At 42.5% G+C, this 22271-nt stretch carries 18 protein-coding genes; 10 read left to right on the top strand and 8 right to left on the bottom strand.

Translation table 11 applies throughout. The annotated features are described in order from the left end of the window. The first annotated feature begins 29 nt into the window (after positions 1 to 29). Both C8D94_RS09280 and C8D94_RS09270 read left to right on the top strand, forming a co-directional pair. Entirely contained in the window at positions 30 to 1712 is a 1683-nt protein-coding gene (locus tag C8D94_RS09280; protein WP_115123676.1) for a T9SS type A sorting domain-containing protein, read from the top strand. 252 nt (positions 1713 to 1964) lie between these two features. Beyond that, positions 1965 to 2459: a peptide-methionine (S)-S-oxide reductase gene (locus tag C8D94_RS09270; protein WP_115123674.1), complete on the top strand. Its 495-nt coding sequence runs from the start codon at positions 1965 to 1967 to the stop codon at positions 2457 to 2459. Positions 2460 to 2461: 2 nt separating this feature from the next. On the opposite strand, the gene rlmF is transcribed toward C8D94_RS09270, so the two are convergent. The 4 genes from rlmF to C8D94_RS09255 all read right to left on the bottom strand — a co-directional run bounded on the left by rlmF (position 2462) and on the right by C8D94_RS09255 (position 7338). Beyond that, on the bottom strand, positions 2462 to 3328 hold the full coding sequence (gene rlmF / locus C8D94_RS09265) for a 23S rRNA (adenine(1618)-N(6))-methyltransferase RlmF (RefSeq protein WP_115123673.1): 867 nt from the start codon (positions 3326 to 3328) through the stop codon (positions 2462 to 2464). An 88-nt stretch (positions 3329 to 3416) separates the two neighbouring features. Then, complete coding sequence (locus C8D94_RS09260; protein WP_115123672.1) at positions 3417 to 3632, bottom strand: YtxH domain-containing protein; 216 nt, start codon at positions 3630 to 3632, stop codon at positions 3417 to 3419. 96 nt (positions 3633 to 3728) lie between these two features. Continuing rightward, positions 3729 to 3866, bottom strand: coding sequence for a hypothetical protein (locus C8D94_RS15315; RefSeq protein ID WP_170134751.1), 138 nt, complete (start codon positions 3864 to 3866; stop codon positions 3729 to 3731). 193 nt (positions 3867 to 4059) lie between these two features. Then, the gene (locus tag C8D94_RS09255; RefSeq protein ID WP_115123671.1) at positions 4060 to 7338 is read right to left on the bottom strand and encodes a VPS10 domain-containing protein; all 3279 of its coding nucleotides are present in this window, start codon (positions 7336 to 7338) and stop codon (positions 4060 to 4062) included. A 194-nt stretch (positions 7339 to 7532) separates the two neighbouring features. On the opposite strand from C8D94_RS09255, the gene C8D94_RS09250 reads away from it, so the two are divergent. Both C8D94_RS09250 and C8D94_RS09245 read left to right on the top strand, forming a co-directional pair. Beyond that, a complete protein-coding gene (locus C8D94_RS09250; RefSeq protein ID WP_115123670.1) occupies positions 7533 to 10631 on the top strand; it encodes a WD40/YVTN/BNR-like repeat-containing protein in 3099 nt (1032 codons plus the stop codon). Positions 10632 to 10746: 115 nt separating this feature from the next. Beyond that, complete coding sequence (locus C8D94_RS09245) at positions 10747 to 11391, top strand: papain-like cysteine protease family protein (protein WP_115123669.1); 645 nt, start codon at positions 10747 to 10749, stop codon at positions 11389 to 11391. 55 nt (positions 11392 to 11446) lie between these two features. Here C8D94_RS09245 and C8D94_RS09240 read toward each other — a convergent pair whose 3' ends face one another. Both C8D94_RS09240 and C8D94_RS09235 read right to left on the bottom strand, forming a co-directional pair. Continuing rightward, positions 11447 to 12241 (bottom strand): cation transporter, encoded by a 795-nt coding sequence (locus tag C8D94_RS09240; RefSeq protein WP_115123668.1) that lies wholly within the window; start codon positions 12239 to 12241, stop codon positions 11447 to 11449. Between the two features lie 110 nt (positions 12242 to 12351). After that, complete coding sequence (locus C8D94_RS09235) at positions 12352 to 13374, bottom strand: LacI family DNA-binding transcriptional regulator (RefSeq protein ID WP_115123667.1); 1023 nt, start codon at positions 13372 to 13374, stop codon at positions 12352 to 12354. Positions 13375 to 13527: 153 nt separating this feature from the next. Here C8D94_RS09235 and C8D94_RS09230 point away from each other — a divergent pair, with 153 nt between their 5' ends. The 5 genes from C8D94_RS09230 (at position 13528) to C8D94_RS09210 (ending at position 20025) form a co-directional block, all read left to right on the top strand. Further along, positions 13528 to 16155, top strand: coding sequence for a TonB-dependent receptor (locus C8D94_RS09230; RefSeq protein WP_115123666.1), 2628 nt, complete (start codon positions 13528 to 13530; stop codon positions 16153 to 16155). A gap of 91 nt (positions 16156 to 16246) precedes the next feature. Further along, positions 16247 to 16582, top strand: a complete 336-nt coding sequence (locus C8D94_RS09225) for a glutaredoxin family protein (RefSeq protein ID WP_115123665.1) — start codon at positions 16247 to 16249, stop codon at positions 16580 to 16582. 45 nt (positions 16583 to 16627) lie between these two features. Next, positions 16628 to 17899 carry an MFS transporter gene (locus C8D94_RS09220; RefSeq protein WP_394340214.1) on the top strand — a complete coding sequence of 424 codons (1272 nt, stop codon included), beginning with the start codon at positions 16628 to 16630 and terminating at the stop codon, positions 17897 to 17899. 9 nt (positions 17900 to 17908) lie between these two features. After that, positions 17909 to 19081, top strand: coding sequence for a glycoside hydrolase 100 family protein (locus C8D94_RS09215; RefSeq protein ID WP_115123663.1), 1173 nt, complete (start codon positions 17909 to 17911; stop codon positions 19079 to 19081). Next, a complete protein-coding gene (locus C8D94_RS09210; protein WP_245946255.1) occupies positions 19078 to 20025 on the top strand; it encodes a carbohydrate kinase family protein in 948 nt (315 codons plus the stop codon). The genes C8D94_RS09215 and C8D94_RS09210 overlap by 4 nt, the downstream gene beginning before the upstream one ends. A 98-nt stretch (positions 20026 to 20123) precedes the next feature. Here the strand turns inward: C8D94_RS09210 and C8D94_RS09205 are convergent, their stop codons facing one another. Then, positions 20124 to 20726, bottom strand: a complete 603-nt coding sequence (locus tag C8D94_RS09205; protein ID WP_115123661.1) for a hypothetical protein — start codon at positions 20724 to 20726, stop codon at positions 20124 to 20126. Next, positions 20723 to 21298, bottom strand: a complete 576-nt coding sequence (locus C8D94_RS09200; protein WP_115123660.1) for a YceI family protein — start codon at positions 21296 to 21298, stop codon at positions 20723 to 20725. The genes C8D94_RS09205 and C8D94_RS09200 overlap by 4 nt, the downstream gene beginning before the upstream one ends. A gap of 117 nt (positions 21299 to 21415) precedes the next feature. Here C8D94_RS09200 and C8D94_RS09195 point away from each other — a divergent pair, with 117 nt between their 5' ends. Beyond that, positions 21416 to 22270 (top strand): winged helix-turn-helix domain-containing protein, encoded by an 855-nt coding sequence (locus C8D94_RS09195; protein WP_245946252.1) that lies wholly within the window; start codon positions 21416 to 21418, stop codon positions 22268 to 22270. Position 22271 lies beyond the last annotated feature (1 nt).

Genomic DNA, 22271 nt, shown 5'->3' with positions numbered 1-22271 from the left:
ACTTTAAGGAAAATTATAGGCTCAGCATTATGAAAAATAAACTACTCTTAAAACTAGCTTTGGTCTTATTAACCCAAAACGTTTTTTCGCAAGAAGTAACAACAGACTTACAGCAACAGTTACCAAAAGAAAAGGAAAATATGCCGTATGAATACATAAATAGGCAGGCACAACCTCAGTCTCTTGCTTACGAGCAGCTTACGTCCAATTATTTCACAAAACAAGTGAACATCGCCGCAAATGGAAACAACATTGTGGGCGATGCCGCAAACGAGCCGTCCCTGGCCGTGGACCCTACCAATCCAGATAGAATTGTCGTGGGGTGGCGGCAGTTTGACGATGTTGGAAACGATTTTAGGCAAGCAGGTTACGGGTATTCTACCAATGGTGGGTACGACTGGACCTTTCCCGGGGTACTGGACCCAGGACTGTTCCGGTCCGATCCTGTGTTGGATTTTGACAATGATGGGAATTTTTTCTACAACAGTCTTCAAGGAAGTTTTGAGTGTGATGTATTTGCCATTAGGGATGGTGGGGTAGATTGGGAAGCCCCCGTACCCGCAAAAGGTGGTGACAAACAATGGATGCGTATTGATAGGACTGGCGGGCCCAGCGCTGGGTATAATTATTCGTACTGGAATCGTTCCTTCTCTACTTGTCCTGGGGCATTTACCCGCTCTACAGACCAGTCTAACACCTTCGAGGATTGCTTGAACATTCCTGGCGATCCGTTTTGGGGTACCCTTGCCGTAGATGCTGATGCCAACCTGTATTTAACAGGAACCAATGGTGGTAATATTGTTGTCATTAAATCTACCACGGCCAGTAATCCAGCCGTTCCAGTAACGTTTACAAACAGTACAACCGCTAATCTCGATGGAAATTTAAGCGTTGGCGAACCTATAAACCCACAAGGACTGGTGGGTCAGGCCTGGGTAGATGTGGACGTGAGCTTTGGTGCTGGGCATAACAATGTGTACGTGGTAGCTTCGGTGGAGCGAAACTCAAATGGCGACCCAGCCGATGTGATGTTTGCGCGAAGTACCGATGGTGGCAACAGTTTTGAAGCTCCCGTTCGAATAAACACCGATACCGGCTCAAATGCCTACCAATGGTTTGGTACTATGGCGGTGGCTCCCAACGGACGTATTGATGTTATCTGGCTGGACACTCGCGATGCAGCAGGAGGTTTTGACTCTGTTTTGTATTATTCTTTTTCTGAAGACCAAGGAGATACTTGGTCTCCCAACACCCCAATCTCTGAACCGTTTGATCCTACAATTGGCTATCCCGTGCAGCAAAAAATGGGCGACTATATGGATATGAAAAGTGATAACAATTTTGCGCATATCGCTTGGTGTGGTACATTTACGGGCGGACAGGACGTCTATTACACCAAAGTGTCGCCAGATGGAACCCTGGGGATTGGTGCTACTGAACTTTATGGTACAGCCTTTACGGTTTCGCCCAATCCCGTTTTAAATGAAACTACTATTGGGTTTAGTGTCTTTGGGAACACTAAAACCACCGTTAACGTGTACGACTTGTTAGGTCGAAAGGTAACTACATTACTAGATGCCACGGTTGAAGGGCCTCAGAAAATTGTATGGGACGCAACCAATACTATAGGTGCAAAGGTAACCGCAGGGGTTTACTTTGTAACAGTTACCAATGGAGGTACTGTGCAAACCAAAAAAATAGTAATACACTGATCTTTATGCTGAATATATAACAACGCATTCAACAGTTGCCCGAAGGATTTTCTAGAGTTCTGTATCTAAAAAGTACCTATGGTGTTACCAGAGAGGATTTTAACAACGGGAGAAGTATAAAATTGTATGCTGAAGATTTGAGTGGTACCAATTTTATAAGCTGTAATAATTATATCGGCTTGAATGACTCACTAAAACCTTGCGAAATGTCTGTTGAAAAAGTACGTCATTTCCTTGAAAATTATATTATAATTGAATCGTAACATCTCAAAAATAGCATTAGGTGGCGGTTGCCATTGGTGTACCGAAGCAATATTTCAATCGGTGCGTGGGGTTGAAAAAGTAGAGCAGGGCTACGTGGCATCTATAGGGAAGGCGTGTTCGTTTTCCGAAGCGGTTATCGTTCACTTTAAAGCTGAAGAAATTTCTTTAGCGGTTCTAATCGAAATTCACCTATATACCCATAAGAGCACCATCGCCCACAGTATGCGAGAGAAATACAGGTCTGCTGTGTACACTTTTTCAGAAGCGCAAAAAGAAGCTTCAGAAAGTATCTTAGAGCGATTACAGCGAGATTTTTCTGAAAAGCTGATAACCGAAGTGCTTCCGTTTCAGTCTTTTAGAGGTTCTCGAGAAGCGATAACCAATTATTACGCAAAAAACCCGAACAAACCTTTCTGTGAACGCTTTATTGAACCAAAGCTGGCTTTGTTGCGGAGAGAATTTTCAACCTTCAGCAAGGATTAGAACTATAAAAATCGCCACGCCACCACTCGGGTTTCTTTATGGCCCTGTTTCATCTGTAGGGTTTTATAATCAGTATTTAATTTTTGGAGCAATTTGTAGATTTTGGTCAAGTGCTCTTTTTTTGAAACCAGAGTAGTGAACCAGCCTACCTGGTCCTTAAACGAGACACTTTGTTTTATCATCCGCTTTATAAAGAGTGCCTCGCCACCATTGCACCACAATTCGTTGGGACGACCCTTAAAATTTCGTTCCAATTCCAGAATAGATTTTTCAGGATTCAGTTGCTTCAGTTTTCTAATGGTATTTTTGTTGGCCTCTTCTTCAGAACCATAGAACGGAGGATTGCAAACTGTAACATGGTAAAACTCATCTGGGAGGATGATACCTTCAAAAATATGGGCGTTGTTGGTCTGGTGGCGTATTTCAATCTTTTCTGAAAGCCCTTCCGTAGCCATTGCATTTTTTTTGGCTGCTGCGACAGCCGTAGCATCAATGTCGCAACCTACCACGTTCCAATTATACATCTGGGCTCCTAACAGGGCATAAATACAATTGGCACCCGTTCCCACGTCCAATGCATTGATAGTATGTGTAATAGGAGTTTCCTGAAGTAATTCCTGTAGGTAATGAATATAGTCTGCCCGAGAGGGAATGGGAGGACACAGGTATCCTTCGGGGATATGCCAACCGGTTATATTATAATAATATTCCAGCAATGCTTTATTGAGATGAAATACCGCGTGGGAACTGGAGAAATCCACGGTTTCTCTGCCAAAGGTATTGATGTGGACAAATTCTGCTAGGGGAGGATGAGCCTTAGTGAGCTTTTCTAACGGATAAGGTGCTTGGTGTATGTTCTTTGGGTGCACGGTAGCATTTTTTGTAAAGATACTGCGAACAGGCTACAATAAAAAAATCCTGCCATACAGCAGGATTTTCTTTTAATATTTGGATGGCTTAGCTTGCCATTTTCTTAAGCTCTTTATACTTGTCACTAATGGAACGCTCTACATCGCTGGCGGTTTCCTTCAGTCTATCTCCGGCGTTGTTCACACGGGATTTCAATTGTTGTTTTTCTTCTGGCGACATGGTTTTGTATTTCCAGTATGCCAATCCACCTGCGATCCCTGCTCCAATAAGTGCAATAAGACCTGTTTTCTGATTCTTGTTCATAGTCAAAGTTGTTTTTCTGTTCAAATTCATATACAAATGTAAGGTCTTTGAACGCCCTAACCACGGGCTTTAATACAACTTTAGCTTAAAATATAGTTAAAACCACTCCAGTACATAACCTAACACGACATAAAGGATGATAAATACAAAAATAGTCCCTATACAACCGCATTTTCCGCCACCAATTTTTTTGGCGCCCCAAGCAGCCCCGATGATTTGAATTAGTTTTTTCATATGTTATGTGTTTGATAATAAGTTCATACTCCACTTTAGGGTAGTGGCCATCTAAAATATGTTTTAGGACAACCTCTAAACCTAGAAACTACCCATTCGAATTCGGTTCTCGATACAGCCCCTAGCTAGGTGCGGGACACTCGAAAGGGTATGTATTTAACAAAATTATATCCTTCCCGCCAATTTTCCATCTCTAATGCTCCACATAGGGTGCTCCCGCAGCTTGTAATTGGTCGTATAGCACATCCAAGGCTTGTTGCGAAACTTTCAGTTTTGCCAAGGCGTTGGAGATTTGTTGCTGTACTATTTGCAACTGTTGCTTGTGAGAGGAGGTGGGGCCATAGGTAGAACGCTCGATACCTCTGTAAATGGCAAACATACGGTCGCCCAATGTTGGGTTTCCCTTTTCGCCTATCTCGTTGCGGGCATAATTCCCGTTGAGCTCGGTATTGAGTTGTTGGAGATCCTCCAATACCTTCATGATTTTTTCATTTAGGGCACCTGGCTGCACCCGGCTACGGTTAAGGGCTGTTTGCATAGCCTTGGCACGTCGAATGGATTTATCAAGCCCCATATTCAGCTGTGCCGAAGACCGTTGAGTGTTCTCAAATGTTCTCCAAAATGCTGAAGCTTCTTGCGGCGGTACGGTTTTAATCGAGCTTTCGTAAAGGGGTTTCACCTCAAAACGTTCTGCATCGGTTAATTTGGTTACGTTTCCATTGTCGTTTAGATACATAGTGACGCTATAGCTGCCAGGAGGAGCCAACAATCCAGAAGCGTTTTCATCTTTCTTTTTCTGTTGCAATGTAATGGCATCCAGAGATGGATAACGAAGATCCCATGCAATACGGTGTATCCCCTTTTTGGCGGGTGCAGTGAGATTTCTTACTACATTCCCTTGGGTATCGGTCACTGTAAATACAAGTTGTGGCTCGGTTTCCAATACTTCTTTTTCAAGGGCTTCCCAGCCAGCAAAGGGAATGTTTGTATCCTGCATATCTTTCTCCTTGGCTTTTCGTTTTGCTTTGGAGGTCTGGTAGCTTTCCTTTAAATAATAGGTGAACATAGCTCCAAAATCCGGGTTGGGTGCCACAAAATGGTCATCGCCCTGGCTTCCCTTTCCGGCATCGAAACTCAAATGCGACTTAGGAATGTACCACCACGCATCACGCACGGGGAACAACATTGCGGTCTCATTTTTCAAGGCATCTTCCGTAATCTCGCGTAGTGCTGTGTAATCATCTAAAATATAAAAACCTCTTCCAAAGGAAGCACCCACCAAATCGTTCTCACGACGTTGAATGGCCAAATCCCGAAATGAAATTGTGGGAACCCCGCCCTTCATCTTGGTCCAGTGTTTACCACCGTTAACGCTTACATAGATTCCAAATTCCGATGCCAAGAACAATAAATTCGGTTTTACGTGGTCCTGAACAATTCGCCACAGTAATGTCCTGTCTGGTAAATTGCTTCGTAGTGAAGTCCAAGTGTTCCCTTTATCGGTACTTTTCAGTAAATAGGGGGTAAAATCTCCGTATTTATGGTTATCCAGCACAACATAAACGGTGTTGGCATCAAACATATCGGCTTTAATGTCATTCACAAAAGCGGTAGAAGGTACTCCGGGAATATTCCCTACGTTCACTTTTCGCCAAGAGCCGCCATCGTTTTCTGAAATCTGTATGCTTCCATCATCGGTTCCTGCATAGAGCAGACCCTTTTGTTTAGGTGACTCTGCCAAGGAAGTAATGGTGTTGTAATTGGACATGGCATACACGTCCCACGGTGCATCCCAGCTTTGTTGCTTGCCCATAATGGGAAGTGTGATGCGTTCTTCGTTTTTGGTGAGATCTGCTGAAATGGCTGTCCAATCGTCCCCACGGTTGTCACTTTTCCACACACGTTGTGAGGCAAAATAAATAGTAGTAGGGTTGTGCGGACTCACCAGAATAGGCGCATCCCAATTAAAACGTTCGGTTTTTTCGTTGGCTCCCGCTTGGGGCTGAATGTCAATTACCTCACCCGTTTTCATGTCAATTCGGGAAAGGGTTCCCTCTTGGCGTTCGGCATACATAATATTGGGATTGCCAGGTTCTGTAGCGGGTTGGTGGCCGTCCCAATTCAGGATTACGCGCCAATCGCTATTCTGGACACCATGTACATTATCGGTTCGCGAGGGACCACCTTCGGTACTGTTGTCCTGTGTACCGCCAAACACGTTATAAAAAGGTTCAGCATCATCTACGGCTACCTTATAGAATTGTGTGACGGGCAAGTTCTCCACATATTTCCAAGTTTTGGTATGGTCAAAAGTTTCATACAGCCCACCATCTGTGCCCACGATCAAATAATCTGGGTCGCTCTCTCTAAACGCAATGGCATGGTTGTCGCCGTGCTTGTTCTTGCGGTTCATACGGTAAAATGTCTTCCCTCCATCTTCTGAAATTTGTAGTGTATTATCCATTAAATACAAAAAGCCCTCGTGATGTGGCGAGGCATATAGTTCTTGGTAATAGTGCGGTCCGGTTCCACCTGAAACTGTGTTGCTCATCTTTTTCCAAGACTGCCCACCATTTTCCGAACGGTACAGCCCACCGGTCCTACGCTCTTCTTCAATAGCTGCATAAATTACATCTGGGCTCTGTGGAGAAATAGCTATACCTATTTTTCCCATCCAAGTATCTGGCAGTCCTGTTTTGAGTTCTGTCCAAGTATCGCCGCCGTCGGCACTTTTGTAGAGGCCAGTGCCTGGACCACCGCCCACGTAGGCCGCTACGGTTCTGTGGCGTTGCCAGGTTGCGGCGTAGAGAATATCTGGGTTGGTGGGGTCCAGTTCAAGATCTGTTGCGCCCACCCATTCGTCATCTCCTAGCGTTTTATTCCAGGTTGCTCCACCATCGGTTGTCTTGTAGATACCACGGTCACCACCTTTGCTCCACAATGGTCCCTGTGCTGTAACCCAAACGGTATTGCTATCTTCTGGATGTACGATAATGCGAGAAATGTGTTCGGAGTTTTTTAAACCAACATTTTTCCATGTCGTACCACCGTCCATACTTTTATATACACCATCGCCGTACCCAACATGGCGACCACCGCTATCCTCACCAGAGCCTACCCAAACAATATTGGGGTTTTGGGGATCCAAGGTCACGGTACCGATAGAGTAGGAGGGTTGGTCGTCAAAAATAGGAGTCCATGTGGTACCAGAATTTACAGTTTTCCATACGCCGCCAGACCCCACGGCAACATACCAAATGTTCTCATTGTAGGGGTGGATCTCTATATCTGAGATTCGTCCGCTCATAAAGGCGGGACCAATACTTCGAAACTCTAGTCCATTGATTACCGAATCCAAGATGGAAGCCGATGTAGTTGTGTTTTTTTGATTCTTTTTTCGTTGTGCGTTTGTTTCAGCAGAAAAGATAAAGCTGAATACCACTAGGGCAATGAGTGTGTAACGTATTTTCATAAAAGTGATGTTTGGTTCACTTTAAAATTATTTAAAAAGGAGTTACCAATATCTACTTGCGATGTAATTAACTATTTTTTTAACAAGGCTATAACATTTTGCGGAAGTTTTCTTGAAATATTGTATTTCAAGGAAGATTGATGACAGTGTGTTATAACAATTTCAGTATTTTTAAGCATTTAAAATTTTATGCTATGCAACGTAATTACCATCACTATCTATTCTCGTCTATTGTATTATTTTTTGTTACTACCTGTGTTTTTGCCCAAGATTTCAAGGCTTTCCAATACCGAAATGTGGGACCGCTTAGAGGCGGTCGTGTGACAGCAGTAACAGGAATTCCAGAGATCCCAAATGTATTTTTCCTGGGAGCAACGGGAGGTGGTGTCTGGAAAACCGAAGACTACGGAACCACTTGGAAAAACGTGAGCGATGGTTATTTTGAAACGCCCTCTATTGGTGCTATTGAAGTTGCCCCCAATAACCCCAACATTGTCTATGTGGGAACGGGTTCCGACGGGCTGCGCAGCAACGTAATTAGTGGGCGAGGGGTGTATAAAAGTTTGAACGGCGGGGAGACCTGGCAGCACATTGGCCTAAAGAACACAGGACAGATTGGTGCTGTGGAAATCGATAGAAAGGATCCGAATATAGTATATGTAGCGGCCATTGGTAATGCGTTTAAGAACAATGAGGAAAGAGGGGTCTACAAAACCGAAGATGGAGGGAAAACCTGGGATAAAATTTTACATATCTCAAACGAAACTGGTTTCTCAGACCTTGAGATCCATCCCAAGAAGAACGATGTGCTCTACGCTGCCGCTTGGAAAGGGCAACGTAGGCCATGGACCATTATTTCGGGAGGTACACAGGAGGAAGGTGGTATCTACAAATCCAAGAATGGCGGTAAGGATTGGGAGAAGTTGGGCAATGGGCTGCCCAAGGGGCTGATAGGCAAAATAGATTTGGCCGTTTCGGCAGACGAACCTAAATGGCTCTATGCCATCATAGAATCCGAAGGAGAGGAGCGAGGCCTCTACAAATCTGAAGACGAAGGAAAGAGTTTTGTACAAATTTCCAGTGATGTACGATTGGTAAACCGACCCTTTTATTACACCAACGTGGAAGTGGATCCCACCAATGCCAACATAGTCTTCTCCATGGCAAATCCGGGACTTAAATCTACCGATGGTGGTAAAACCTGGACTTATTTCGAAGTTCCCCACGGCGATAACCACGATATCTGGCTAAACCCTAACGATCCAGATTTGTTGATCCAAGCGAACGATGGTGGTGCTAACGTAAGCCACAATGGCGGAAAAACTTGGAGCACCCAGTTTAACCAGCCCACCGCAGAGTTGTACCAAGTGGCAGTAGACGACCAATACCCCTACTGGCTGTATGCGGGACAACAGGATAATTCGTCTACCATTGCGGTGCCCAGTTTTCCACCCAACTCGGTACAAAATCCTGAAACAGGATGGCTCATCAACACTGGTGGGTGCGAAACGGGACCTGGCGTGCCCAAACCCGGAAACCACAATATTGTGTATGCCAATTGCAAAGGGCGGTTTAGTGTATTCGATAAGCGTACAGGTACCGAAAAGGGGTACTACGTAGGTGCATCCAACATCTATGGACACAACCCAAAAGATCTAGAATATCGTTTCCAACGGGTGGCGCCCATAGAGGTTTCGCCCCACAATCCAGATGTGGTGTACCACGGTTCGCAGTATTTACACAAAACGGTAACCGAAGGCCTCACTTGGGAAACCATTTCACCAGATCTCACAGCCTTTGAGGCAGACAAACAAGTTATCTCAGGAAGTCCCATTACGCGAGATATAACGGGCGAAGAATACTATAGTACACTCTATTCCATTAGGGAGTCCAAACTTGTGGAAGGACTAATTTGGACCGGCTCCAACGACGGGGTGGTTTCATTGACCCGGGATGGTGGAAAAACGTGGGCCAATGTAACGCCGGCCAGTCTTCCAAAGGGGGGCAGGGTAGAGTCTATTGAGCCTTCACAGTACAACCCCGCCAAGGCCTATATTGCGGTAGATTTCCACTTGCTGGGAGACGACAGGCCGTATGTGTACAAAACTTCAGATTACGGGGCTTCTTGGCAGTTGCTGTCCAATGGCAACAATGGTATTCCTTCAGATTTCCCCACGCGAGTGCTTCGGGAAGATCCAGAGCGAGAAGGGTTGCTGTATGCTGGTACCGAGTATGGTGTGTTTGTTTCCTTTAACGATGGTGTGACGTGGCAAAAGTTTCAACAAAATTTACCGGTGACGCCTATTACCGACCTTAAGATTTTTAGAGGCGATTTAATTATAAGTACCATGGGACGTGGGTTTTGGATATTGGATAACATCACGGCATTACGCCAGCAGGCAATTAATAGCTTAAGCACAGTTCCGGTATTGTTTAAGCCAGATACTACAATTCGGTATCGATACCCTACGGTTCGTGGAATCTCTAATCTGCAGTACCCACAAACAGCGGTGACGTTAGATTATTATATTCCGAAGAACTACAAGGGCAGTGTGCAATTGGAGATTATGAACGAAAACAGAAGACCCATCACCACGATTTTAAGTGATAGTACCTTGTTGAAAGCGTTCGATAGCGCTATACATAACGATGTTGAAACTGAGGTAGAGGAAGAAATTGAAGTGGAAGAACAAGAAGGCGTAAGCGAAGTTACCGAAGTTGAGAATATGCAACTGAGCCAGATTTTTAGATACACCGATGAACGATTGAGCAGCAAACCTGGCCTACACCGCTTCAACTGGAACTTAAGGCAACGTGGCGCGTGGGACAAGGATATTAAGCGTAGATACCAACGAGGTCCCATGGTGGCACCGGGAACTTACATTGCCAAGCTTACCGTGGCTGGGCAAACCTTGGAGCAAACGTTCGAAATTGTTCCAGACCCAAGAATCACACAACAAGGCTTTACGCAACAGGATATGGGGGAACAGTTGGCATTTCAGAATAAAGTACTCGAGCTGCTATCCGAAGCAAAGCAATTACAAGCTGATCTAGAGACCCAAAAAGAAACATTGACAGCCAATAACGCCAGCCCAGACCCAACTACGTTGCGCACCATTGAAAATAAACTGCAAGTGCTCAAAAATGACGAGGGAGCCTATCCACAACAAATGCTCATTTCCCAAATTGGCTACCTGTACAATATGGTAAGCCGGGCAGACCAGTTGCCAGGGCAGGAAGCCGAGAATAGGTATAAAACTTTAAAAATGAAATTAAAGAGTTTAAAAAACTAACAATCAGCAATATAACCAGTACCGGGTATTGATTTTTAAAGTAGGAAAGAATAGCTTGCAATGGTATATGTAAAAGTATGCATTTAGTTTTTCCTTAACTTTAAAATGGTTTATTATGAGATATTACTTTGCACCATTACTGATACTTTTTTTTCTTCTGAACAGTAAAAAAGAAAATTTCGATAAAATAAACATTTCAGTAGATACTGAAGAGACCCTTGGGGTACGCTGTGGTAATTTTAACTCTCGAGGAGTACAACGTTGTGTCGCTGGTATAGATTCGTCAATTTTGAATGTCGTAGCAAATAAGACCCAACTGAAGAGCCAATGGTGCTGGGCGGCCTCCATAGAAGCCGTGTTTAATTATTACGGATACAATATAACTCAGGAAGATATAGTATATCAAGCTTGGGGAACTTTAAGGAACAATAGCGGCTCAAGGCAAGACATTCTGCGTGCTCTTAACAGGACCTATGTAGATAGAAACGGACGGAGTTTCAGGGCTAGTGCCACCGAATATTATTCAAACCCTATCACGGCTGCTCAGGATTTAGCCAATGATAGACCTTTAATTATAGGGACTCTTGGACATGCTATGGTTTTAACTGCTGTGGAATACGACAGGGACGCCTATGGTAACGGACAAGTTGTAAATGCGACAGTACGCGATCCTTGGCCAACACACCCTAGAAGAAGAAGGAATCTATCCTCGAAAGAGTGGCATAGTACCAATTTGTTAATTCGTATAAATATTGATTAAGTTTTGCAGAGGGCTTGCATCCAAGAAGATAAAGTCTCCTTTCGAGGATTTCTAACTACTTACTCAACTTTAAAATTCTAAAAGCTCCTTGAATTACCAGCACAAATACAATGGTTCCAATAATTAAATCTGGTTTGTTGGATTGTAGCCAGAGTACCAGTATTCCTGCAATGATCACGCCTAGATTGATGATGACGTCGTTTGAAGTGAAAATCATACTGGCTTTCATATGTGCCTCGTCCTTGCTTTTGGATTTTTGCAAAATGTAGAGACAAATACCGTTTGCAATAAGTGCGAAAATTGAAACAACGATCATAGTGGAGAAGTCGGGAAGTTTTTCGGCGTTAATAAAACGTCTCACAACTTCTACAAATCCAATGATGGCAAGCGTAATTTGAAAATACCCAGCAACTTTTGCGATATGTTTTTTCCGCAGTAGTGTGCCGCCAACTGCAAACAGGCTAATGCCATACACAAAACTGTCTGCCAGCATATCCAGACTGTCTGCTACCAATCCCATAGATTTTGAGATAAGTCCTGTTATCATTTCTATGATAAAGAAGGCAAAGTTTATCGCTAGCACTGTCCACAGCAATTTTTTTTGGTCTGTTTGTTCCTTGAAGCTGGTTTGTTGGGTGGGTTCGGTAGAGATTCTCTTTCCGCCAAGATTCAGTTCAAGAACCGATTTTTCAATAACAACTGCAGTACCGGTGTGGAAAACAGTGAGTTTGCGGTTGGGGATATCAAAGTCTAGATTGGCAATGCTCGAAATTCCATCAAGTTTCATCCGTATCAGATTTTCCTCCGAGGGGCAATCCATTTTAGTGATTTCGAAAATTGTTTTAAACATGGATCAAATTATGTTTTAGAATAAAATAAAAGCATTTAAAAATTTTCGTGAATTGGTCAACTTATAACTTCAATCGAGCGAAATTCAGTAAATACCTTGATTATAGGCTTTTAAGTAGGTGTAGAGTCTCTTTTGACCAAACTGGTCTCAAGCTCAATGATCTTTGGGTCTGTTTTTTCATCATTTTTCTTTTTTTTCATTTCTTTTAAAAGTCTCTTAAATGCCGTTTTGCCCATTTTAAACCCGGGCTGATCGATAGTGGTGAGGGTAGGGGTAATGGCAGAGGACATAAACCAATTGCTGAAACCTACAATGGCTATATCTTCGGGTATCTTCACACCAAGTTCTTTTAATTGTGTAATGGCGCCAATGGCAACAAGATCAGTATTTACAAATATACCGTCCACGTCCTTATGTTCTTCATACAACTTCTGGGCATATTTTTTACCTTCTTCAAATGACATATCCTCACATATATATACTAAGGAAGGATCGTACTGTATGTCGTGGTCTTCAATCGCCTTTTTATAGCCCAAGAATCTATCGATCGAGTTTTGTGGTAACAACGGCCCCCTAAAATGTGCAATCCGTTTGCAACCACTGTCAACGAGGTGTTTTGTAGCTGTGTACGCTGCTTTCCTATCGTTAATGATTACTTTTGAGCAGGGCAGTACTTTGGCAATCTTATCGAACATAACTAGTGGCTTATCTTGCTCAATTACTTCCTTAAGGTGATCGAAATTAGCGGTTTGGTTGGCCAGCGAAATCAATATACCATCTACATTTTTACGCATAAGCAAGGCTATTTGTTTTTTTTCAAGTTCGTAGGATTCGTTGGACTGTAGGGTGATTACAAGATATCCTTTCTTTTCAGCTTGATAGATAATTCCTTTGATTACACTTGAAAAGAAATGGTGTACCACCTCGGGAATAATAAGTCCAATGGTCATAGACTCCTTTGTCCTGAGATTTACAGCGAAAGAGTTGGGTGTATAGTTCAAGGTTGCAGCAAGTTCCTTAACTAGGCGTTTTGTCCTTTGGCTTACATCCGGATAATCTTTTAATGCCTTGGATGCTGTAGATACCGAAATTCCCAACGTATCGGCAATTTCTTGTAGGGTAATAGGTTTCATTGTTGTCTATTCTATAAAAAGCAAATATAACGAAAACGTTTTCGTTATTTTCGAAAACGATTTCGTTGAGAATTTGATAATTTTCATGGGGTGAATAAATTAGTTTAGTACCAAACAAAGCTTTTTATTATTAATTTATAAGAAACTGAACCAATGAAAACTTCAAACTTAAAAATGTTCTTAGCATTTACTGTAGCGCTATTTTCAGCTAGTGTATTTGCACAATCAAGTATTTCCGGAATAATTACCGATGAGACAGGCGCTCCTATAAGTGGAGTAAATGTGATACTTGAACAAACCAACAAAGGTGCCATTACAGATTTTGATGGTATGTACACAATCACTAATGTAGATGATGGTACGTATGTGCTTTCAGCTAGCTATATTGGTTATACCAATGTAAAAGAAACTGTAACAGTTGCTGGTGCAGATGTTACGGCTAATGTATCTATGAGTGAAGATGCTGAATCCTTGGATACAGTAATCGTAACGGGGGTAACCAATCCACAATCTAGGATAGAATCCAGTGTGTCCATTACCTCTTTAAAGCCAAATGATATTGTACAATCTGCTCCAAGGACAACTGCCGAAATATTCAGGACGGTACCAGGTATCCGCTCTGAGTCTTCAGGTGGAGAAGGTAATGCGAACATTGCTGTTCGTGGTGTGCCAGTTTCTTCAGGTGGTTCAAAATATGTACAATTACAAGAGGACGGGCTTCCAGTATTGCTGTTTGGTGATATTGCATTTGGTACTGCAGATATATTTACAAGATTCGATGCCAACATCTCAAGAATTGAGGCTATTCGTGGAGGTTCGGCCTCTACACTTTCTTCAAACTCTCCGGGTGCTATCATAAACTTGATAAGTAAGACAGGAAAGACCGAAGGCGGATCCGTAGCAACATCATTTGGTTTGGATTATAGCAATTTCAGGACAGATTTTGAATATGGTGCGCCAATAGGAGAAGGGCTTTATTTCCACATGGGTGGTTTCTATAGAGTGGGTGAGGGAATTCGTGATGCAGGATATACAGCCAATAATGGAGGACAGTTTAAATTCAATATTACAAAGGAATTCGAAAATGGATATGTACGCTTGTACACTAAATACCTTAATGACCGTGCCATTGCATATCTTCCTAACCCTATCCAAGTTACAGGAACCAACGACAACCCAGACTTTGAGGATATCCCTAATTTCGATGCCAACAATGAAACATTGCATACACCTTTCCTTACACAAAACGTAGGACTTGGAGAAAGCGGGCAACTAAGAAGATCTAACGTGACGGACGGAATGCACCCAGTGTCTATATCCGTGGGTATGGAAGCTTCTTTTGAGCTGGCCGAAGGATGGAGATTCAAGAACAACGGTAGATTTTCATTCAACAAGGGAGGTTTTAATTCCCCATTCCCAGCTTCGGTACAAACAGCGGGCGATTTTCTTGCTGGAGATTTTGCAACAGGCAACGGCTATGCAACCTTGGCATACCAAAATGGTGGATTGGTTCCGGACAACGCACTTATTACTCCTATAGTATTGTTTGATACACAGTTGAACAACTTCAACAACTTTATGAACGATCTTAGACTTACAAAGAAATTTGACATGGTAAACGTAACCTTAGGTTACTTCAAGGCAAACCAAAACGTAAAAATGTCTTGGTTGTGGAACTCATACCTATTGGAGGCTTCTGGTAACAACGCAAGATTGATCAATGCAAACGATGCCGATGGCAACAGGTTGACAGACAATGGTCTTGTGGGGTATGGTGCTGCTTTCTTCGGAAACTGTTGCCAAAGAAGTTACGATACACAATACACCACTTCTGCTCCATACCTTGCAGTTGGTGTTCAGGCTACCGAAAACTTAAACTTTGACGGTAGCATCAGGTTCGATTACGGAAAGGTAGATGGTTCTTTTGCCGGTCCTGTGACTTCGGTTTACGATGTGAACAACGACGGAGAAATCTCTTTAGCTGAACAAACAGTCCAAGGAATCGATCTTGCAAACCCAACTATAGTAAACTACAACTATGATTACGTATCATACTCGTTGGGTGCCAACTACCTTCTTAAAGAGAACGAAGCCGTATTTGCTCGCTACAGTAGGGGTGGATCTGCAAAAGCAGACCGTATTTTGTTCGCTGGACTAAACTATTTGGATGGCGACCAGATAAACGCTCTGGATTTTATAAACCAAGCAGAAGTAGGGTATAAGAGAGGCTTCGGAAACGGATCCTTGTACGCAACAGCCTTTTATGCCAAAACAATAGAGGAAGGTGGTTTTGAGGCTACTACACAGCAAATCATCGAAAATGACTATAGATCTTTCGGTATCGAACTTGAAGGAAGCTACCGTTGGGACAACTTAGAAATTCGTGGTGGTGTTACGTACACCAATGCTGATATTGATTCTGGGGACAACGAGGGTAATACTCCAAGAAGACAACCAGATTTTATCTACAACCTTATTCCTTCCTACAACTTTGGAGGAAACAAGCAGCACAGTTTCGGACTTAGCGTTATTGGACAGACCAAAGCTTATGCACAGGATAGCAACGAGTTGGTCTTGCCAGGTTTCGTAATAGTGAACAGTTTTATAAATTATGAGTTTACAACTAACCTTGCAGCAAATATCTCCGCAAACAACCTTTTCGATACTTTGGGTATTACAGAGTCTGAAGAAGGAAGTATCGTGGAGGGGCAAACCAACTACATACGTGTTCGCCCAGTACCAGGTAGATCTATCTCAATGGGAGTAACTTACAAATTTTAATACGACTCTTGTTTTATATTTGAATATTGTTAATGTGAAAAGAGTCAATGTATTAACACCCATTGGCTCTTTTTTTTCCTAAATTCTTCTTATGCGAATTTTAATCCTAATCTTTTTTTTCTCATCCCAGCTACTTGCGCAGGGTATTTCTGAAACACAATCCCAACAGGTGTTAATAGTTTACGGGAGCGATACGTGCCATTATTGCATAGAGACCAAAGAGATTTTGACCGAAAAAAAAATAAATTTTCAATACTACGATGTAGATACAAACAAGCCAAAACTACAGGAAATGCTAGATATGCTGGAGGAAAACAACTTTTCTTTGTCCAACGTTCAACTTCCGGTAGTAGATAGAAATGGAGACGTATTTATGAATGATAGTGACTTCGATCAATTTATTGAAAAACTCATTAAAAACGAATAAGCGATGTTATCGAGACCGAAATTAAGTTTCTGGCAAATATTGAACATGAACGTAGGCTTCTTCGGAATCCAATACAGTTTTGGTCTTCAGCAAAGCGCAGTCACACCTATTTATGACTTTTTGGGAGCGAGCGCAGATCAAATCCCAATTCTACACTTAGCCGGACCTGTTACGGGCCTCTTGGTGCAGCCAGTTGTAGGAGCGTTGAGTGACAAGACTTGGAGCCCCAAATTGGGAAGAAGAAAACCCTATTTTCTAGTAGGTGCCATATTATGTAGTTTGGCATTATTGGCATTTCCGTACAGTAGTTCGTTATGGATGGCAGCTGGTCTATTATGGATACTCGATGTAGGTAACAATACCGCAATGGAACCATATCGTGCATTTATTGCCGATAAGTTGGATAAGGATCAACAGCCCTTAGGTTTTCAGATGCAGAGTTTCTTTACAGGTTTTGGGCAGACATTGGCAAACGTTTCCTTGTTTGTTTTTCCGTTGATTTTCATAGGAACAACGGGGTCGTTGCCAACTTGGGTCTACGCTTCTTTTTTCTTAGGAGCGGTTTGTTCCATAGGATCTATTTTGTGGAGCATTAAGACCACAAAAGAAATTCCCCCAACACCAGAAGAGCTCGCAGCCCTCAAAGCCGAAAAAAACGGGATTTTCCATCCTTTGATTGAAATATTTTCCGCTATAAAAGATATGCCAAAATCTATGTGGCAACTTGCCTTGGTATACCTTTTTCAATGGTATGCGCTATTTTGTTACTGGCAAAACTCTTCAAAGAGTGTAGCCCTTTCAGTATACAATGTTACCCCCGCCAGTAATCCCGAAGTGTATGAACAGGCAGTAAGTTGGACGGGACTTGTAAATGGTTGGTATAATGTAGTAACGTTCTTGGTGGCTTTTTTACTGGTAGTTTTCGCAAAAAAATATAGTGCTAAATGGGTACACACCGTTTGTTTGATTATTGCCGCTGCAGGTTTTCTTGCATTCCCGCATATTTCATCAAAAGGTCTACTGTTCTTCGCCATTACAGGGTTTGGTATTGGTTGGGCCAGTATGATGGGAATTCCATATTTGATGGTTGTGGCAGATATTCCAAAGGAAAGATATGGGGTATATATGGGTGTTATAAACATGATGATCGTACTACCCATGATCCTGCAAAACCTCACCTTTGGTTATGTACTTCGTAACTTTCTCAATAACGACCCAAGAAATGCCATAACCTTTGCAGGGGTATTATTGGTGGTAAGCGCAGTTTTAACGTTAAGGATCAAGGTTAGAAAAAAATACGAAGTCTTACAAAACTAAATCAAAAAGATGCAATCTCTTCCGTACATAAAGGCAGTGCAAATTATGGTGCAAGCCAGTTCGCCCCATGGCTTCTTGGCCAGCGCAAACGAGATTACCAACTATAAGAGGGTCTGGGCCAGAGATGGGGTAATTTGTGGGTTAGCTGCTTTGTTGGATGGTGATAAGAACCTTATAGGCACTACTAAAGAGACGTTACTTACCCTCGCAGAGCATCAGCACGAATTGGGGCATATCCCTTCCAATGTGCATTTTAATGAAGACGGAACCACTAATATTAGCTTTGGCGGTTTGGCAGGAAGGGTAGATACTGTTTCTTGGTTTATAGTTGGAGTATGTAACTATGCTTGGTTTATGAAAGACCAAGATTTCCTGGAGCAATTAAAACCTAATATAGAGAAGGGATTGAAACTTTTACAGTCCTGGGAGTTTAATAACAACCATTTAGTGTATGTTCCTCGCTCTGGAAATTGGGCAGACGAGTACATAACCGAAGGCCATACCTTTTACGACCAAGTGTTACGGCTTTGGGCATTGCAATGTTATAACCACCTGAACAACTCTAAACCTTTAGAGGAGAAAATTGTTGCGATTACCAATAGCCTCTTGGGCAATTATAGGGCTGTGGGTATGGATAAACCATATCATCCTAGGGCTTATTTGCAACTAGAAGAACATCCTTACTATATGGCCTCTGTAACACCATCTGGGTATCAAGGTATGTTCGATGCCTTCGGAAATTCATTGGCATTGTTGCTCAAATTGGGTGATAAGAAACAGCATGATGCATTAATATCACATTGTGAAGAGCTTCGGAAGGAACTCAAGTTGCAATTACTCCCAGCTTTTTGGCCTCCCATTACCCCTGAGGACGAAGACTGGAGACTTTTGGAGAACAATTGTAAGTATGAATTCAGGAACTTTCCGTTCGAGTTCCATAATGGTGGCACTTGGCAAATGGTGAATGGTTTTTATGGTATAGCCGCTTACCATCACAATGCTGAAATTTCAGAAGAAATACTCGCAAATATTGAAAGTTTGAACAGTGAGGAAAACTATGGCTTTTATGAAAACTTCAACACAGAAACTATTGCCGTAAACGGTGTTGAAAAGTGTACATGGAGCGCCGCAGGACAAATCTTGGTGGCGCAATATCTAAACGGAAAAAAATTATTGGTTTGAAAAGAAAAAAAGAAATAGACGTGATTTGTGTAGGTGAGGCCCTGATAGATTTCATTGGCCACCAACCTGGAGTTCTTATTAACCATACCCGGGATTATCACAGGTATCTTGGAGGTTCGCCTACCAACGTAGCGATGAACCTTGCTAGGCTGGGATTGCAACCAGCAATGGTAGCAACCGTGGGAAATGATGGTTTTGGAGAATATATTCTCCATCGCCTGGAAGAAGTACATATAGATACCAACCACTTGCGCCGTATTGATGAGGAACCTACCAGTACGGTCTTTGTATCAAGATCTTCGGCCACGCCAGATTTTATTCCATATAGGGCGGCAGACTGCAATATTTTAGCTTCGCAACTTCCTTCAGATTTGATCGCGAAGGCCTCTATATTCCACACTACTTGCTTCGCACTTAGCAAAAACCCAGCAAGGGACGTTATTTTGGCAAAGGCCAAGGAAGCAAGTGAAGCAGGTTGTAAGTTGAGTATTGATGTAAATTACGCCCAGAAAATTTGGCCAGACCGTAAGGAGGCAGCGAAAACACTTCGGGAGTATTGTGGTTACAACCCACTTATTAAGGTGAGCGAGGACGATATGGAGCGGTATTTTAACAAAACGCTTTCTGAAAAAGAAATTTTTGACTACTTCCACGGTTTTGGAGCAGACCTCATTTGCCTTACCTTGGGAAAGAATGGTGTAAAACTTTCACAAAAAAGCAAACCTACCATACACCTTCCAGCAGTTAAGATAAACGAGGTCATGGATGCCACTGGAGCGGGTGATGCCTTTTGGAGCGGATTTTTATATGCCTACGTTAGCAAACTCCCGTTGGAGAAAGCCTTAGAAATAGCATTGAGACTGGCGGCACTTAAACTTCAGAATGTTGGTAGGTTGCCTAATAATATCAATGTAATTTCAGACCTTCTGAAAGAGGAAATTTAATAGAGTACCACTCATTTGCGACGGACATAATGCGATATCAATATTAAACTCATCTATATCTCACAAAATGCATTCATATCTTAAGGAAAATAAACTGTTTACTTTTCTATGGTACAGTAACCATCCAATAAGATAACGCTCCTGAGCATATCCCAAACTGTTTCATGCCTTTCTTTTGGCGAAAACCGAAATACAGTCACAGATTTTTTTTCCTTCGGACAATAATATTGTTCCAATTCCAGATGTAGCGTCATCATTTTTTGGCTTCGGAACCTATCGTAGGTCTTTACCTTGCCTATGTAGTGTGTGCTATTGTTTTGCGTAGCTTGTTTTAATAACAGTACATTCGTGGGCGAAACATTGGGATCTTCTTTTTGGACTAGCTCCACCTGCATCAATCCGTCGAAATACTGTTGTAGGTAGGCTTCAAGATCCAAGGCCGATAGCGGCTGTTGGGCCGATACATGCCAAGCAAATGCATAGCTCCACAAGGCTTCACTTTCAACATCGCTCCAACCTGGAGGGAAAACCGCTTCCTCAAAACCTTGTAGGGGTAATTCCTGTGCGAAGGACAGCGGTATGGTGAAAAATTCATTTTTCCAATCTGCTGGAGTATTTAGGAGTTTTGGATATGGGGTTGCTTCTTGCGAGAATGTAACTGTAGTTGCTAGCAGTACAAGAGTGGTAATTAGTTGCTTCATAGGGTGTTTGCTTTAAACTGTAAAGTTACATCAAACGCAATAGCTTCAGATATGGCATGCTCTTTAATTTTATTGTTGTGGACAATGCCCCAACGGGTTCGGTCTATCTTAAACTGGGTTGTAAGCTGTTGGATCTCGGGATGGGCGGTTCCCCAAAACTCGATGGATTTCGTAACATCCTTGATGGTAAGATCTGCCAGGAATTTATGCTTATTGTTTTCAGTAAAATACTCTACCGAGGTTATCTTCAAATAACAAACGGGATATCGACTTACGTCGAAAAAGTCCTCATTCCGTAAATGGTCTACGGGGCCTACTCCCTTGTCACGGTATTCTGGATTGGTGATGGTGGTCATATCTATGGTGAACTGCCCTCCGGTAATGTTTCCATTAGTAGTATAGAGTTCGCCTTCTTTAAATTGAACTGTCCCCTTGTGTTCGCTCATTAAAAAGGTGTAGGAGCCAAGCCACTGTATCGTGGAGCTTTCAGGTTGTAAACTGTACGTTTTTTGCGATTGTCCTATTGCGGTCAAGCTGGTAAGGATGATGAATGTAAATAGTAGTTGTTGCATAATATGATTCTTTTATTTTCAGCTAAACTACCCGCATACCGTTTTAAAAGTGTCAAAAGAATGTAAAAGAAGTGTCAACGCCTGTGAAATCTTCCTAAAATGCTTGTTATTTGTATTATGAAACTGAAATGGATCCCATATTTGCTGGTAGCGATAGTGCTTTGTTGTGTCTCGTGTACCAAAACAGAAGAAACTATTTCAGAAAAAACCGCTAAAGTGGGCATCCGTTCCGTAGGCAACCAGCTGTTGAAAGTGCAGAACGACACTGCTTCCCTGGTGCTACCTGTTGTACGGCAGTCGAAGAATGTATACAAACTTTCCTTTGAAAACTCTCTGTCGTTCGATCCGGCAGATTTGAACGCTATCGTTTCTAATGTATTCAATAAAACACCACTCCCAAAGGCGTATGTGGCCGAAGTACTGCTCTGCGAAACCCAGGAAGTAGCTTATAGTTTTCAGATCATAGGAAAGGCAGAAGAAAATTTAATACCCTGTGGCGGAAGGATACTACCTGAAGATTGTTACACCATACAATTTACTTTTGCTGAAGATGATACCGCTCCCAAGCAGGACACTACCCTGTTCTATAGTTTGGTGTTCCTGGTCTTGGCTTTTCTGGCCTTTGTGTTCTATAGCCGTTACACCGCATATCACACGGAATTAAAAAATAAAAAGGCGACCAATTTGGGGAGTTTCAGTTTTTACCCTGAACAGAACAAATTGGTAAAGGCCGCACAGGAAATAAGCCTTACCCAAAAGGAATGTGAGTTGCTGGCTATTTTTGTGGCACACATCAACCAAGTTGTAAAACGGGAAGAACTCACCAAACGGGTCTGGGAGGACAATGGAGTGATCGTGGGACGCAGTTTGGACACCTACATTTCCAAACTTCGTAAAAAACTGAAGGACGATGCCTCTATAAAGATAACCAACGTGCACGGAGTAGGGTACAAGCTGGAGATTGAACGGTAAC

The organism is Marinirhabdus gelatinilytica (genome assembly GCF_003353425.1).
GTDB classification, from domain to species: domain Bacteria; phylum Bacteroidota; class Bacteroidia; order Flavobacteriales; family Flavobacteriaceae; genus Marinirhabdus; species Marinirhabdus gelatinilytica.
Note: the sequence above shows the minus strand (reverse complement) of the source record. Positions and strands in the feature narration are given on the sequence as shown.